This is a genomic window from Oleiphilus messinensis (assembly GCF_002162375.1).
GTDB classification, from domain to species: domain Bacteria; phylum Pseudomonadota; class Gammaproteobacteria; order Pseudomonadales; family Oleiphilaceae; genus Oleiphilus; species Oleiphilus messinensis.
In genome coordinates, this window is record NZ_CP021425.1 from 3,880,634 (window position 1) to 3,895,894 (window position 15,261).

At 47.5% G+C, this 15,261-nt stretch carries 12 protein-coding genes; 1 reads left to right on the forward strand and 11 read right to left on the reverse strand.

The genetic code is table 11. The features are described from left to right. Nucleotides 1-112 precede the first annotated feature (112 nt). A complete protein-coding gene (locus OLMES_RS16915) occupies nucleotides 113-799 on the reverse strand; it encodes a GntR family transcriptional regulator (RefSeq protein ID WP_087462357.1) in 687 nt (228 codons plus the stop codon). A gap of 301 nt (nucleotides 800-1,100) precedes the next feature. Between OLMES_RS16915 and OLMES_RS16920 the strand changes: the two genes are divergently transcribed. After that, the gene (locus OLMES_RS16920; protein ID WP_087462358.1) at nucleotides 1,101-2,039 is read left to right on the forward strand and encodes a GGDEF domain-containing protein; all 939 of its coding nucleotides are present in this window, start codon (nucleotides 1,101-1,103) and stop codon (nucleotides 2,037-2,039) included. Between the two features lie 27 nt (nucleotides 2,040-2,066). On the opposite strand, the gene rluB is transcribed toward OLMES_RS16920, so the two are convergent. From rluB to OLMES_RS16975, 10 genes are all read right to left on the reverse strand, one after another. Further along, nucleotides 2,067-3,071, reverse strand: coding sequence for a 23S rRNA pseudouridine(2605) synthase RluB (rluB, locus tag OLMES_RS16925; RefSeq protein ID WP_087462359.1), 1,005 nt, complete (start codon nucleotides 3,069-3,071; stop codon nucleotides 2,067-2,069). Nucleotides 3,072-3,123: 52 nt separating this feature from the next. Beyond that, a complete protein-coding gene (gene scpB, locus OLMES_RS16930) occupies nucleotides 3,124-3,771 on the reverse strand; it encodes an SMC-Scp complex subunit ScpB (protein WP_087462360.1) in 648 nt (215 codons plus the stop codon). Between the two features lie 36 nt (nucleotides 3,772-3,807). After that, nucleotides 3,808-4,698 carry a segregation and condensation protein A gene (locus OLMES_RS16935; protein ID WP_087462361.1) on the reverse strand — a complete coding sequence of 297 codons (891 nt, stop codon included), beginning with the start codon at nucleotides 4,696-4,698 and terminating at the stop codon, nucleotides 3,808-3,810. 111 nt (nucleotides 4,699-4,809) lie between these two features. Continuing rightward, nucleotides 4,810-6,024: a tryptophan--tRNA ligase gene (locus OLMES_RS16940; protein WP_087462362.1), complete on the reverse strand. Its 1,215-nt coding sequence runs from the start codon at nucleotides 6,022-6,024 to the stop codon at nucleotides 4,810-4,812. Nucleotides 6,025-6,322: 298 nt separating this feature from the next. Continuing rightward, the gene (gene sucD, locus OLMES_RS16945; RefSeq protein ID WP_087462363.1) at nucleotides 6,323-7,198 is read right to left on the reverse strand and encodes a succinate--CoA ligase subunit alpha; all 876 of its coding nucleotides are present in this window, start codon (nucleotides 7,196-7,198) and stop codon (nucleotides 6,323-6,325) included. After that, complete coding sequence (gene sucC / locus OLMES_RS16950; protein ID WP_332454947.1) at nucleotides 7,198-8,385, reverse strand: ADP-forming succinate--CoA ligase subunit beta; 1,188 nt, start codon at nucleotides 8,383-8,385, stop codon at nucleotides 7,198-7,200. Before sucC ends, sucD begins: the two co-directional genes overlap by 1 nt. A gap of 186 nt (nucleotides 8,386-8,571) precedes the next feature. Beyond that, nucleotides 8,572-10,008, reverse strand: a complete 1,437-nt coding sequence (gene lpdA, locus OLMES_RS16960; protein WP_087462366.1) for a dihydrolipoyl dehydrogenase — start codon at nucleotides 10,006-10,008, stop codon at nucleotides 8,572-8,574. 60 nt (nucleotides 10,009-10,068) lie between these two features. Then, complete coding sequence (gene odhB / locus OLMES_RS16965; RefSeq protein WP_087462367.1) at nucleotides 10,069-11,307, reverse strand: 2-oxoglutarate dehydrogenase complex dihydrolipoyllysine-residue succinyltransferase; 1,239 nt, start codon at nucleotides 11,305-11,307, stop codon at nucleotides 10,069-10,071. Between the two features lie 42 nt (nucleotides 11,308-11,349). After that, a complete protein-coding gene (locus OLMES_RS16970; RefSeq protein WP_087462368.1) occupies nucleotides 11,350-14,190 on the reverse strand; it encodes a 2-oxoglutarate dehydrogenase E1 component in 2,841 nt (946 codons plus the stop codon). A gap of 359 nt (nucleotides 14,191-14,549) precedes the next feature. Further along, a complete protein-coding gene (locus OLMES_RS16975) occupies nucleotides 14,550-15,254 on the reverse strand; it encodes a succinate dehydrogenase iron-sulfur subunit (protein ID WP_087462369.1) in 705 nt (234 codons plus the stop codon). Nucleotides 15,255-15,261 lie beyond the last annotated feature (7 nt).

Here is a 15,261-nt window from a genome sequence, read left to right on the forward strand (position 1 = left end):
AGAATTCAGAAACCAGAATGTTCTTTGAGCTAATCATTGTTATTCAAGGGAACCCGAGCTTTCCGGGCTACAACACTTCGGCAATTTCAGGTTTGAAGTTCGATATTGACCATTAAGAAACCAGGGCCGCCGCTTCCGCCAATTCGCCCAGCACCGAGAGCACCAGTGAGCGCTGATGCTCGCCATAAGCTTTAATAATGTGGTTAACCTTCGCTTGATTACGTTCTCGCACAGCCGCAACAACATCACTGTAAAATGTTAAGGTTTGCTTCAACTCATGTCGGCGCAATGAAAGAACGATAAAATACGTCCTGCTCAGCGCAGGTTTAAGATTTTCCAACGTTTCTTGTAAAAACGGGTTCTTAACGATGGGAAAACACAGATTCATTAACCCGAAGCCTGCTTCAATAAGCCCATCAAAGTCGATTTCACTCTGATCAGCAAGCTGATTTATCTGTATCAGTTGTCGTTGAAATGGGGCCAACTCCTGATCTCGCCAACGCTCAGTTACTTGTCGGACCAGCATGGTTAGAAGGTTAATGTACATATCATACAAGGCATTCGCCAGGGAAATTGATAATTCACTGACAACCGCTCCCTTTCGGGGATAGATTTTTACCAAATGCCTGCGCTCAAGAATCAGCAGAGCCTCCCTGACAGACCCCCGACTGACATTCAATTCAGCAGCAATTCTCAGCTCTTGAACGCGCTCCCTTGGCTTTAAATTTCCGGTAATAATCTTTTTGCCCAAATGCTGGGCAATTTGTTCAGACAAACTCTCGGGAGCTTCAAATCTCATTTTGTGTGTTCACATCAATCCAAGGAGGTTCAACCGGGCACAGTTTACCACAAACCTACAGAAAGGAACGTCCAATTCAGAGCATCGCCATTTTTTTGTCACTGGCAGATAATCGCCGCATAAAAAGCGTCATTTTTTCAACAAACGGCATAAAATTTCCGCATCGGACAAGCTTTAGCATCTGTTTTATATGTAGTTTTACGAATTGGCAAGAAATTCGCTTTAAGCTAAGTAACGTGAGATATTTTCTCGATTATATGGCCGTTTGCCGTCATTGCAGGTGTGTACTGGAGTCTACGTAATGAGCACAAACCTACCGAAAGCTGAAACAATTGATTTCACTAAAGCGCGACTCGCTTCGACCTTTAACGAAATTAATAAACATCTTGAGGAACCGGAAGATATTTACACCCGGTTGTGCAGACGGCTGCAAACAACATTAGATGTCGAATCTATCTTAACGATTTTTCTGCAGGAATTATCTGTTTTCGTTAATTTTGGGGTTTTCACCTTCAAAACGGAGGATGCCCAAATTCGTTACGCGACTGACAAACCTCAAACACATAGCTGTAACTATACCGTTCAACTGAATGATAATTCTATTGGTGTCATTGAGTTTAGCCGCTCGATCCGCTACTCCGAAGAAGAGCTCAATATTTTTGAAAACTTACTGACCACACTAATCTTTCCGCTGCGGAATGCGATTCTTTATCGACAAGCACTTGAAGCAGCGCTAACTGATTCTCTTACAGGGATCGGAAACAAAAGAGCACTGGATGCCAACCTGCACCGGGAAACTGAACTCGCCAGTCGGCATAAAACGCCATTATCGGTGATTGTATTTGATTTGGATCGGTTCAAACAGGTAAATGACCAGTTCGGTCACGTTGCGGGCGATCAAGTATTAAAGAGCGTGGTTCGCTGTGTAGTGGATAGCTGTAGAGCTTCAGATTTATGTTTTCGCTCCGGGGGAGAAGAATTTACGATTTTATTGAGCGAAACACACACAGCCGGAGCCCGTATCATCGCAGAGCGTATTCGAGAGCGCGTTGCCGCGCTTGAAATCGAATACCAAGGTGACATTATTCCGGTCACGATTAGTATGGGTACCGCGACCTACAGCAAGGGCGAAACCATCACAGATTGGATATCCAGAGCGGATGCGGCGTTGTATCGGGCTAAAAATGACGGTCGAAATCGAGCCTATTCTGCTGAATCAGGGCGCAGAGCTCCTCTTTGAGAAGAACTCCGCCGACATCAAGAAGAACTACCCTTTTCGCCAAACGCCCTGCCCGGACTTTCCTTCCCGTTGCGGCCTGGAGGGTTGATTTGGCCTCCCTGACCGTGGGCCTTTGGCCGACGGATTGTTCCGGGCTCGTTCGCCGGATTTACCCGACCTGTCTCCACCACTTCGTTGAGATCGCTGAACGTTAGGCTTTTTCCGGCGCATACGATCTGAAGCATCCCTGTTTCGGGGCGACAGATAGACGGTACGACGGGGCAGCTCCACCAGATCGCACAAATCATTTACTGCACGTTGATCGAGTTCTTCCCATTTGCCGATTTTCAGTCGGCTCGGTAAAAAGATGCAGCCGTAACGAACCCGCTTCAACCGGCTGACAATCACTCCCTGGGACTCCCAAAGTCGACGCACCTCTCGATTTCGCCCTTCCATTAGCACCACATGGTACCAATGATTGGAGGCGACACCGCCCGCATCCTGAATATCTGTAAATCGAGCCATACCATCTTCAAGGAAAACCCCTTCTTTCAGGCGCTCGAGGGTTTCTTCATCCACTTCACCTTTGACTCGAACAGCATACTCTCGGTCAATTTGACTGGAAGGGTGCATTAACTTATTCGCCAACTCACCATCAGTAGTGAAAAGCAGCAATCCCGAAGTGTTAAAGTCTAAACGACCAATTGATATCCAGCGTTCGTTTTTCAATTTGGGCAAACGATCGAATACCGTGGGCCGACCCTCCGGGTCTTTTCTCGAGGTAACCTCACCTTCGGGCTTGTTATAAACAATCACCCGGCAATACTGCTCCTCCGGTGCCAGTAGTGTCAGCAACTGATTATCAATCGAAATTTTATTTTCGTGGGTAATGCGGGCCCCTAACGTTGCCACTTCACCATCAATCTTTACCCTGCCCTGACGCACCAGATCTTCAATTTCACGCCTGGAACCAACACCTTGATTAGCCAGTACTTTTTGTATTTTCTCTCCACTAGGTACGGGAGTCTCTTGAGAGGGGTTATCTTCAACCATTTCGTATATCCACAATCATCTTTGGCAAGTCTGAGCAGTCTTAATGTACAACTCAGTGCAATGTCGACCCATCCTGAGCATCTTGAGGCTCATTCAAGTCGTCTTTATTTGATTCAGAGTCTGTTTCAAGCCCATCGACTGCATCCAGCAGCGACTTTTCCAACTCTTGCTCGATAATTTCCAGATCTCTGATTTCTGACAGGGGCGGCAACTCACTGAGTGTAGTCAAGCCGAAGTAGTCCAGAAATTGTTTTGTTGTTGCATACATCGCGGGCCGTCCTGGCACATCTTTGTGTCCAACGATTCTTACCCACTCTCGCTCCATAAGCGTTTTCATAATGTTCGAACTAACCGCAACACCCCGAATATCTTCAATATCGCCCCGTGTAATCGGTTGTCGATAGGCAATCAAAGCGAGTGTTTCCAACAACGCCCGGGAATACCGTTGCGGCTTCTCTTCCCATAGTCGCCCAACCCATTCGCTATACTCTGATTTAACCTGAAAACGGTAGCCACTGGCCACTTCAACCAGCTCAAACCCTCGATCAGCACATCCCAACATTACCGCATCAAGAGCATCCTTGATGTCTTTACGACTGGGCCGGTCATACTCATCAAACAGCATTACCAACTGATCCAGTGACAATGGCTTTTCCGCCGCCAGTATTGCAGCTTCCAATATTTGTTCAAGATTATTCATTATGACACAATTCGGCCTTTCCGAATGTTTTCTCCATCAATTTGCTTTTCTGGCACGAAGATGAATTTTTCCAAAAACCTCGTTTTGAACAATCTCGATTAATTGTTCTTTTATGAGCTCCATCATTGCAAGAAAGGAGACAACAACCCCCATCCGCCCCTCTTCCAGGGTAAACAACTGCGTAAACTCCAGAAAACCATCATGCGGTATCTGATCCATAATCATGGACATGCGTTCGCGCGTAGACAACAACTCTTTTTCGACCTGGTGACTCTCAAACATATCCGAACGTCTTAACATTTGAGAAAATGCCAATAACAACTCATCCAAACCGACCTCGGGATGAACAACCCGCTGCCCTTTGGGTGCTGTGACATTACTGCATAACAGGATATCGCGTCCCACTCGGGGAATTTCATCCAACTCTTCCGCAGCCTTTTTGAATCGCTCATATTGTTGCAGGCGACGAATCAATTCAGCACGCGGGTCAATCTCTTCTCCTTCTTCCGTTTGCTGTCTCGGCAAAAGCACCCGCGATTTAATTTCAGCCAACGTGGCCGCCATAAGTAAATATTCAGCGGCCAATTCAAACTTCATCGCCTCCATCAAACTGATATATTCCATGTATTGCGCAGTAATTGCACTCACATCGATATTCAAAATATCCATATTTTGTTTACGAATCAGATAAAGCAGCAAATCCAAAGGGCCTTCAAAAGATTCCAGAAAGATTTGCAGCGCGTCCGGGGGAATGTAGAGATCCGTCGGGATGGCGGTGTAGGCTTTGCCATCAATCAATGCCAGCGACGGCTTGTCTGATTGACCATCAGTTACCGCAGCTGCCTCGACTGACGATTCGACTTCTTGCGTCTCCGCCAACACCTCTGCAACAGCCGCCTCCAGGATATCGGCTCCTGAATCAGGCATAATTCCCCCAAAACTCAACTGGGAATACCCACAGGAGCACTCCCATTTTTTTAATTATCGTGATAATCCAGATAGGATTGAACGTTCAATGACAGCCTGATAAAAACAGAGCTAATTATAGTTCAACCCCATAATTCGACGAACTTCTTCCAGAGTCTGTTTGGCTTCATCCCGCGCTTTTTCACACCCTTCGGCCACAATGCTTTTCACAAGTTCTGGATTGTTTTCATATTGCAGAGCTCGCTCTCTTATCGGCTTTTGCTCTGCTAATATCGCTTCAATTATCGGAGCTTTACACTCTATGCATCCGATTCCAGCAGACTTACAGCCTTCTACCGCCCAGTTTTTCGTCGATTCATCTGAATAAACATCATGTAATTGCCAAACCGGACACTTATCCGGGTCACCTGGATCGGTTCGACGTACTCGTTGGGGGTCAGTCTGCATTGTTCGAATCTTCTGCACAACACTGTCTTCATCTTCCCGCAGGCCGATGATGTTGTCGTAAGATTTAGACATTTTCTGCCCATCCAATCCAGGCATTTTGGATGCAGGCGTCAACAGAGGCTGAGGCTCTGGCAGGACGACCTTACCGCCACCTTCAATATAGCCAAATAATCTATCCCGATCACCAATTGAAATATTTTGCTGCTCTTTCAGCAAAGCTCTTGCCGTTTCCAGTGCCTCCTGATCCCCTTGCTCCAAAAACTTTTTACGCAGTGATCTGTAGAGCTTGGCATTTTTCTTACCCATTTTCTGAATGGCTGCCTCCGCCTGCTCTTCAAATCCGGGATCTTTACCGTATATGTGATTGAAGCGCCGGGCAACTTCCCGAGTCAACTCTACGTGGGCAACCTGATCCGCACCGACAGGAACCTGTCCAGCGCGATAAACCAGAATATCTGCACTTTGCAGTAATGGATAACCTAAAAATCCATAGGTGGAGAGATCCTTTTCTTTGAGCTTTTCCTGCTGATCTTTGTAAGTAGGCACACGCTCCAACCAGCCAAGTGGCGTAATCATCGACAACAGCAAATGTAACTCTGCATGTTCTGGCACCCGGGACTGAATAAACAAAGAGGCAGTGCCTGGATTAATGCCACTGGCCAGCCAGTCAATTACCATATCCCAGATGCTTTCTTCGATAATGTGGGGGTTCTCGTAATGAGTCGTTAGCGCATGCCAATCTGCAACAAAAAAGAAGCACTCGTAGTTATGTTGTAATTCAACCCAATTTTTCAGTACCCCGTGGTAATGCCCCAAATGAAGCTTACCTGTAGGCCTCATGCCTGATAGGACACGCTGATAGGATTCGACAGAACTCAAAACTTGCTCCTTTCCTGTAATTAATTAGTGGTCAACTCAAACTGTTCAGGAAGCACTGAGCAGCCATAGCACTGCGGAGCAATCCTGATTTGAGGCACATTATAAACAAAAAAGCGGCCAAAGCCGCTTTTTTGTTTATTGCTATCGTTCCGATGCAGATTTTCCCGCTTAATATTCCCTTAGTTACGCAGGTTTTGCCATTTCAGCAACCCAAGCCTACCCAGGAAATTGCGTTACAAATCTACGATCTGCCCAATTTGCATGATCGCTTGCAGGAATCGATATCATCAGTCAACACTTATTTCCAACCCGTTGCTTTAGCCAGGGCATCACCGATACCCGCCAAGCTGCGAACTGTGGTAACACCTGCTGCCTCAAGTGCTGCGAACTTCTCGGCTGCAGTACCTTTACCACCGGCGATTATCGCACCAGCGTGCCCCATACGTTTTCCAGGAGGAGCAGTCACACCGGCAATATAAGAAACAACCGGCTTGGTCACATTTTCCTTGATAAATTCTGCGGCTTCTTCTTCCGCGGAACCACCGATCTCACCAATCATAACAATTGCTTCAGTCTGAGGATCAGCTTCGAACAACTTCAGAATATCAATAAAGTTGGAACCTGGAATTGGGTCACCGCCGATCCCAACACAAGTAGATTGGCCAAAGCCGTAATCTGTTGTTTGTTTAACCGCTTCATAGGTCAAGGTTCCTGAACGGGAAACGATCCCTACTTTACCTGGCTTGTGAATATGACCCGGCATAATGCCAATCTTACACTCACCCGGCGTAATGACACCCGGACAGTTTGGCCCGATCAAACGTACACCCAGCTCATCACACTTAACCTTGGCATCCAACATATCCAAAGTAGGGATACCCTCGGTAATACAAACGATCAGTTTGATGCCACCATTTGCAGCCTCAAGAATTGAATCCTTACAAAATGGCGCAGGAACATAAATCACAGAAGCCTCTGCTCCAGTCTCTTCAACAGCATCTTTTACTGTATTGAATACCGGGAGACCTAAATGGGTTTGACCGCCTTTACCTGGTGTAACCCCACCCACCATTTTCGTGCCGTAAGCAATAGCTTGCTCAGAATGGAATGTACCCTGTGATCCAGTGAAGCCCTGGCAAATAACTTTAGTATCTTTATTGATCAATACACTCATTATGCGTTCCCCTGTGCTGCTTTTACGACGGAGTCTGCAGCATCAGTCAAACTTGTCGCCGCGATAATGTTCAACCCACTTTCAGCCAATTTCTTGGCACCCAGCTCAGCATTGTTACCTTCTAACCGAACAACTACCGGCACCTTGACACCAACCTCTTCAACGGCCCCTATAATACCATCAGCAATCAGGTCGCAACGAACGATACCACCAAAGATATTTACCAGTACCGCCTGAACGGCATCATCAGACAGGATAATCTTAAATGCTTCAGTCACACGCTCTTTTGTAGCACCGCCACCAACATCAAGGAAGTTTGCAGGGGCTCCACCGTGAAGCTTAACAATATCCATGGTTCCCATCGCCAGACCCGCACCATTAACCATACAGCCAATGTTGCCATCTAATGCAACGTAGTTCAGCTCCCATTCTGCCGCGTGTGCTTCGCGCTCGTCTTCCTGGGTTTTATCGCGCATATCACGCAATCCTGGTTGACGATATAGAGCGTTACCATCAATATTTACTTTAGCGTCAAGACAATGCAGTTTACCCGCGTCTGTGATAACCAAAGGATTAACCTCAAGCAACGCCAAGTCTTTTTCAGCAAACAATTTAGCCAAGCCCAGGAACAAAGCAGTGAACTGCTTGATTTGGTCTCCGGAAAGACCCAATTTGAAGGCTAACTCTCTTGCCTGATAAGGCTGAGCGCCAACCAACGGATCGATAACGGCTTTCAGAATTTTCTCTGGAGTTTCCTCAGCCACTTTTTCGATCTCAACGCCACCTTCAGTTGACGCCATGAAAACAATTCGACGTGTTCCACGATCCAAAACAGCGCCAAGATACAATTCCTGCGCTATATCGGTGCACTCCTCAACCAGTATTTTGCTCACCGGTTGACCATTTTCATCCGTTTGGTAAGTGACAAGGTTCTGCCCTAACCATTTTTGTGCAAAGGCTTTGATTTCTTCTTTGGAATCTACAAGTTTTACACCACCTGCCTTACCGCGCCCGCCAGCGTGAACCTGAGCTTTAACAACCCACTTGTCGCCGCCTATCATATCCGCAGCTGCCGCCGCTTCGTCTGGGGTATCACATGCATAACCCTTAGACACGGGCAAACCATATTCGGCGAAGATCTGTTTCGCCTGGTATTCATGTAAATTCATATTGCCTTTCCGTCGTATTCAGTTAATTAATGACTTCCTCTGATTCAGGCCGCTGTTTTCTTGTGGAATACAGCGCCCCATAAAAGAGCTTTTTATCAGTTGCAAGTCGCACCATTTTAGGCAATATTCGGGCCAATCGGTCAGAATGACTAATTTCGCCGACTCAACAACAGAAAACCGGGCGTGACGCCCGGTTTTTTTCATTTACTTCTTGCGTCGATTCGCAACATGTATGGCATTGCCATCCACTGCAAGCGCAGCTTCGTGTAATGCCTCTGACAATGTTGGGTGCGCAAACACGGTTAATGCCAGATCTTCGGCACTGGATCCGAACTCCATCGCAATGACAGCCTGAGCAATCATTTCAGATGCCTGAGGACCAACAATGTGGATACCCAAAACACGGTCAGTTTTCTCAGAAGCGATTACTTTAACCAGGCCTGCAGTGCTGTTAGCAGCCATTGCACGCCCGCTGGCTACAAACGGGAAAGTCCCCACTTTGTAAGCCTCACCTTCAGCCTTTAGCTGCTCTTCAGTCTTACCGACCCAGGCGATCTCAGGGTGTGTATAAATAACACCAGGGATACAATCATAATTCATTGCCGCTTTGTGCCCCTGAATTCGTTCAGCGACCATAATCCCCTCTTCCGATGCCTTGTGAGCCAGCATCGGCCCCCGAACAACGTCCCCTATGGCGTAAACACCGGGAACCACAGTCTGGCAATTATCATCAACAAAAATGAAGCCACGTTCATCCAGATTTACGCCGCTATCAGGAGAAAGCAATCCTTCTGTGTATGGAGCACGACCAACACAAACAATCAATTTATCGCATTTCAGCTCCTGTTCGCCTTTGGTGTCCTCATAAGTAACAGTCACCAAGCCACGCTTGACTTCAGTTCCAGTAACACGCGCCTTCAAGCGAATATCGAGTCCTTGCTTCTTAAACTGTTTGAGTGATTCCTTCGCAATCTGTTGATCAACTGCGGGTAGAAAAGCGTCCTGCGCCTCCAGAACGACAACTTCAGACCCTAAGCGAGCCCAAACACTGCCTAATTCAAGACCGATCACCCCCGCACCAATTACCCCCAAACGCTTGGGTACTTCATCAAAATCCAAAGCCCCGGTAGAGTCAACAATATGCCCTTCCGTGAGCGGTGCAGGTGGAATTTCGATTGGCGTAGAACCGGTTGCGATGATGACATTTTCAGCTTCATAGACTGTCACATCACCTTTCGCCGACGTAACTTCGACCTGCTTGCCGCCAAGCAGCTTTCCAGTCCCATGAATTGAGGTTACTTTATTGGCTTTGAATAGCGAACCGATACCCGTTGTCAGATTTTTAACAATTGTATTCTTTCGCTCCATCATCTTACTAACGCTCATGGAGACGTCTTTGACTTCGATTCCATGGATGTCAAAGTCATGACATGCTTCTTCATACTTATGAGATGATTCCAGAAGTGCTTTTGATGGAATACAACCCACATTCAAGCAGGTTCCGCCTAAAACCTGCTTACCTGAATCACTTGTCCACTTTTCAACACAGGCTGTATTCAGGCCCAGTTGAGCACAGCGGATGGCCGCCACATAACCGCCGGGTCCACCACCAATCACGATAACATCGTATTTTTCTGCCATTTTCTATCCTATATTTCCCGTTGGTATATTAATTTCCGGTATCCATCAAAACTACAGCGCTTATACATCCAGCAGAATACGCGCTGGATCTTCAATCAATTCCTTGATGGTTACCAGGAATTGTACGGCCTCTTTGCCATCAATCATTCGGTGGTCATAGGACAGCGCCAGATACATCATTGGCAAAATTTCCACCTGGCCATTGACTGCCATCGGGCGCTCTTGAATTTTGTGCATGCCCAGAATTGCCGTTTGAGGTGGATTCAAAATGGGCGTGGACATCAGGGAACCAAATACGCCCCCATTTGAAATGGTGAATGTACCACCCGCCATATCTTCAATACCTAACTTGCCATCACGAGCTTTGCGCCCGAAATCACCAATTGTACCTTCGATATCAGCAAGCCCCATACTATCGACATCTCGCAGCACCGGAACCACCAGCCCCCGATCTGAGGATACAGCTACACCAACATCCTGATAGCCGTGATAAACCATATCGTTGCCATCAATCGAAGCATTAACCGCCGGAAAGCGCTTCAACGCCTCTACAGCTGCCTTGACAAAAAATGACATAAAGCCAAGACGAATACCGTTATGGCGCTTCTCAAACTGATCTTTATACTGCTTGCGTAACTCCATTACCGGCTTCATGTTAACTTCGTTAAATGTCGTTAACATGGCAGCGGTTTGCTGAGCTTCAACCAGACGGCGAGCAATACTCGCTCGGAGGCGCGTCATCGGTACGCGCTTCTCAGGTCTTCCCTGCCCCGGTACTTCAATCATAGGCATCAGACCGGCTGGCGAACTCGCCTGCACTGGCGCCTTTGCAGGAGCAGGTGCGGCAGTCGATTTACCTGCATCGAGGTGATTAATCACATCCTCTTTCGTCAGCCTGCCACCCTTGCCTGTGGTCGCGATTTTCGCGACATCCAGATTATTCTCTTCCACCAGCTTCTTCGCTGCCGGGCTCATGATGATATCATCAGCACCAGCAGCCGCTACCGCCACTTCAGGCGCTGGAGCTGCTTGCGCTGCAGGAGCAGGCGCTGAACCTGCCGCACCTTCCGCAAACACACCGATGATTTCACCGCTAAGGACCGTATCACCCTCGTTCTTTGCAATACTTTCGATAACGCCATCAGCCGGAGCCACCACCTCCAACACAACCTTATCGGTTTCAATATCAACAATAAGTTCATCACGTGCAACAGCTTCACCGGGCTGTTTGTGCCAGGTTGCGACGGTTCCGTCTGCTACGGATTCTGGAAAAGTTGGAGCCTTGATTTCGATTGTCATTTTTTACCCTTAATTCCTAATACTTTCTGGAGACTCTAAAGCTCATTTAACTTGCAATGCATCATTCACCAGACTGTTCTGCTCTTCGACGTGAACAGAAGTGTATCCTGATGCCGGTGCAGCTGACGCCGGACGCCCTGCATACCTTAAATACAGTTTGGGGTTAATTTTGTGTGCTGCATTGCGCATATGATGCTGACTGCAATACCAAGCGCCCTGATTCATCGGTTCTTCCTGACACCAGACGATATCCGTCATCTTCGAATACTGAGACAACACCTCTTCCAAATCATCCGCAGGGAATGGATACAGCTGCTCAAGTCTCACTATCGCAACGTCACTCAACCCTTCCGCACGTCGCTTCTCCAGCAGCTCGTAGTAAACCTTGCCACTGCACAACACAACCGTTTTGACTTTCTTGGGATCGATATCATCGACTTCGGGAATGACCGTCTGGAAGTGCCCTTCTGCCAAATCGTCCAGAGTTGAAATCGCATCTTTGTGTCTCAACAGACTCTTGGGCGTGATAGCAATCAATGGTTTACGTAGCGGTCGCTTAACCTGGCGACGTAACATGTGGAAAATTTGCGCAGGTGTAGTAGGCACACAAACCTGTATATTATGCTCCGCACACAACTGCAAATAACGTTCCAGTCTTGCCGAGGAGTGCTCAGGTCCCTGCCCTTCGTAACCGTGTGGCAGCAACATGGTCAAACCACACAACCGGGCCCACTTATGCTCACCACTGGTAATAAACTGGTCGATCACCACCTGTGCACCATTTGCGAAATCACCAAATTGTGCTTCCCAGATGACAAGCGTGTCAGGGTTGGTGGTCGCGTAACCATATTCAAATGCAAGAACCGCCTCTTCAGACAGTAACGAATCACTCAATTCGAAAGAAGGTTGATTTTCGGCGATATTTTGCAGAGGTAAGTAGATGGATGCATCTTTTTGGTTATGAATAACCGCATGGCGATGAGAAAACGTTCCCCGCCCAACATCCTGACCAGTGATTCGAATCGGATGACCTTCATGCAACAATGTTGCATACGCCATAACCTCTCCGTACCCCCAGTTTATAGGCATCGCGCCTTGCGTCATTTTGGCCCGGTCTTCGAGTATCTTCTTGACCTGTCGCTGAACACCGAAACCTTCCGGAAGCTGATCCAGACGCTTGCCAACCCGTCGCAGCGTTTTAATGTTTATGCCAGTTTTAGCCTTTGCAGTCCATTCATGACCCAAATAAGGAGCCCAGTCCACATACAATTTGGTGTTCGGCTCTTTTACAAGGCTCTTCACCACATGCTGACCACCATCAAGCGCATTGCGATAATCAGAGTCCATCGCTTTAGATTCTTCTGCGCTCAAAACACCTTCCGAAACCAAACGATCAGAATAGATTTCTCTTGACGATTTTTGAGCCTTGATGGCTGAATACATCAACGGCTGAGTTCCTGATGGCTCGTCAGCTTCGTTGTGACCACGTCTACGGTAACCGATCAAATCAATAACAACGTCTTTCTTGAACTCATTGCGGTAGTCCATTGCGATTTGTGTCGCAAACAATACCGCTTCAGGATCATCGCCATTCACATGCAGAATGGGAGCCTGAACCATTTTCGCAACGTCAGTACAATATTCTGTAGAACGTGCATCTTCGCGTTTACTTGTGGTAAACCCGACCTGGTTATTGATAATAATATGCAATGTCCCGCCCGTTCCGTAGGCCCGGGTTTCAGACATTTGAAATGTTTCCATTACCACACCCTGGCCTGCAAATGCAGCATCACCATGCATGATAATCGGAACCACTTGAGCCCTGGTGGTATCATCGCGTCGAGTCTGTCGAGCCCGCACTGAACCTTCTACAACCGGAGAGACAATCTCCAGATGCGAGGGATTGAATGCGAGCGCAAGATGAACTTCACCGCCCGGCGTCATTACGTTTGAAGAGAAGCCTTGATGATACTTAACATCACCAGACCCCATAGCGTTCAGCTTTTTACCTTCAAACTCATCAAACAAATCTTTTGGATTTTTACCGAGCGTATTGACCAGAACATTCAAACGCCCACGGTGAGCCATGCCGATTACGATTTCTTTTGCGCCATAGCTTCCGGCACGCTGGATCAACTCATCAACCAATGGAATCAAGCTTTCACCACCCTCCAGGCCAAACCGCTTGGTTCCAGGGTAACGAGAACCAAGATACTTTTCTAATCCTTCAGCAGCGGTCAGGCGTTCCAGCAGGTGTTTTTTGGTTTCCACAGAATAAGCCGGCCTGGATCGAACCGTTTCCATACGTTGTTGAAACCAGCGCTTGATGCTGGTATCCACGATATGCATGTACTCTGCACCGATAGAACCGCAATAGGTTTGCTCCAAACCCGTTACGATTTCCGCGAGCGTCATGGTGTCGACACCGAAACTCAATGACCCGGTATGAAATTCCATGTCCAGATCTGCCGAACTGAAGCCATGATACTCAAGCTCCAGATCATCAACTTTCTCACGAAGCATCAACCCTAATGGATCCAGTTGCGCCTTTTGATGGCCACGAAACCGGTAAGCATTAATAAGTTGCAATACTTTGATTTGTTTCTTCTCATGCTCGCTGGTTACGCTCGCAGGTGTGCTGGCGGTAACGTAGTGACGCTGATTTTTCGAGATGTGAAGAAATTGTTCGCGGATAGAAGAGTGAGGAATATCGGCAGTGATATTATCATCGACACGGGGGAGTTTTTCGAAATAATTACGCCATTGTTCCGGAATGGCATTCGGGTCGACTAGAAAAGTCTCGTACAGCTGCTCGACGTAGGCTAGGTTCCCTCCTGCCAAATGGGAAGTCTGCCATAACTGCTCCATTAAGCTTTCTTGCATTTATTGCTCGCCTTAAAGTAAGCGGGGAGCTTTCAGATAGGGGCATTGGTGGCAAGTCGCTGCAAAAAGTATTTTGATGACTGCTGCCCCACTGTAAGCACGGATGTTGCCCGTTCCCCGGTGGTGGTAGTTTTCAGCACTCCACTTTCCAGCTTTTTGAGCCATCAAGTGGTCTTGTTACTCCATTGAGTAGTTGCAGACCAAGGTAACTGTCAAACAACGGCTCACGGATTCATCAAAAAAGTATAGCCGGTCAGACTTTATAAACCAGTCGCTATACTTAATTCTCTAAGGTGGTACCCTTCCTGGGATTTACCGACCCGAACTCGAATTCGAGCCAGTAAACGCAGCAGAAAAAATCAGGTTGCACGCTGTAAAAGCATGTTCCTGATATGCCCGATTGCACGGGTTGGGTTCAATCCCTTAGGACACACATTAACACAGTTCATGATTCCCCGACAGCGGAAAACACTGAATGGATCATCAAGGCCTGCGAGTCGTTCTGCGGTTGCCGTATCACGGCTATCGACCAGGAATCGATATGCCTGCAGCAAACCCGATGGCCCGACAAATTTGTCCGGATTCCACCAGAATGAAGGACAGGCAGTTGAACAACATGCACATAAAATACATTCGTACAATCCGTCCAGCTTGTCTCGCTCTTCAATACTCTGCAAGCGCTCAATCGCCGGTGGCGGTGTATCATTAATCAGGTAAGGTTTGATCTTTTCGTATTGCTCGTAGAACATGCTCATGTCAACGACCAGATCACGAATCACAGGCAGTCCCGGCAATGGTCTCAGAATCAGTTTGTTGTCTTTGACAACCTGAGAAAGAGAGGTGATACACGCCAGACCATTACGCCCGTTCATGTTCAAACCATCAGAACCACAAACACCTTCCCGACAGGAACGGCGGTAGGCCACTGTCGGATCTTTTTCTTTCAACAACGCCAGCACATCAAGTACCATCAGATCTTTACCGCCCGGGATATCGATCTCGATGTCTTGCATGTATGGCGCACTATCCTTATCAGGATTATAACGATATACACTGACTAACATGGCAACC

Excerpts from the sequence above, each read along its gene's own strand:
- OLMES_RS16915 (WP_087462357.1), bottom strand. The coding sequence starts at position 799 with ATGAGATTTGAAGCTCCCGAGAGTTTGTCTGAACAAATTGCCCAGCAT.
- OLMES_RS16920 (WP_087462358.1), top strand. The coding sequence starts at position 1,101 with ATGAGCACAAACCTACCGAAAGCTGAAACAATTGATTTCACTAAAGCG.
- rluB (WP_087462359.1), bottom strand. The coding sequence starts at position 3,071 with ATGGTTGAAGATAACCCCTCTCAAGAGACTCCCGTACCTAGTGGAGAG.
- scpB (WP_087462360.1), bottom strand. The coding sequence starts at position 3,771 with ATGAATAATCTTGAACAAATATTGGAAGCTGCAATACTGGCGGCGGAA.
- OLMES_RS16935 (WP_087462361.1), bottom strand. The coding sequence starts at position 4,698 with ATGCCTGATTCAGGAGCCGATATCCTGGAGGCGGCTGTTGCAGAGGTG.
- sucD (WP_087462363.1), bottom strand. The coding sequence starts at position 7,198 with ATGAGTGTATTGATCAATAAAGATACTAAAGTTATTTGCCAGGGCTTC.
- lpdA (WP_087462366.1), bottom strand. The coding sequence starts at position 10,008 with ATGGCAGAAAAATACGATGTTATCGTGATTGGTGGTGGACCCGGCGGT.
- odhB (WP_087462367.1), bottom strand. The coding sequence starts at position 11,307 with ATGACAATCGAAATCAAGGCTCCAACTTTTCCAGAATCCGTAGCAGAC.
- OLMES_RS16970 (WP_087462368.1), bottom strand. The coding sequence starts at position 14,190 with ATGCAAGAAAGCTTAATGGAGCAGTTATGGCAGACTTCCCATTTGGCA.
- OLMES_RS16975 (WP_087462369.1), bottom strand. The coding sequence starts at position 15,254 with ATGTTAGTCAGTGTATATCGTTATAATCCTGATAAGGATAGTGCGCCA.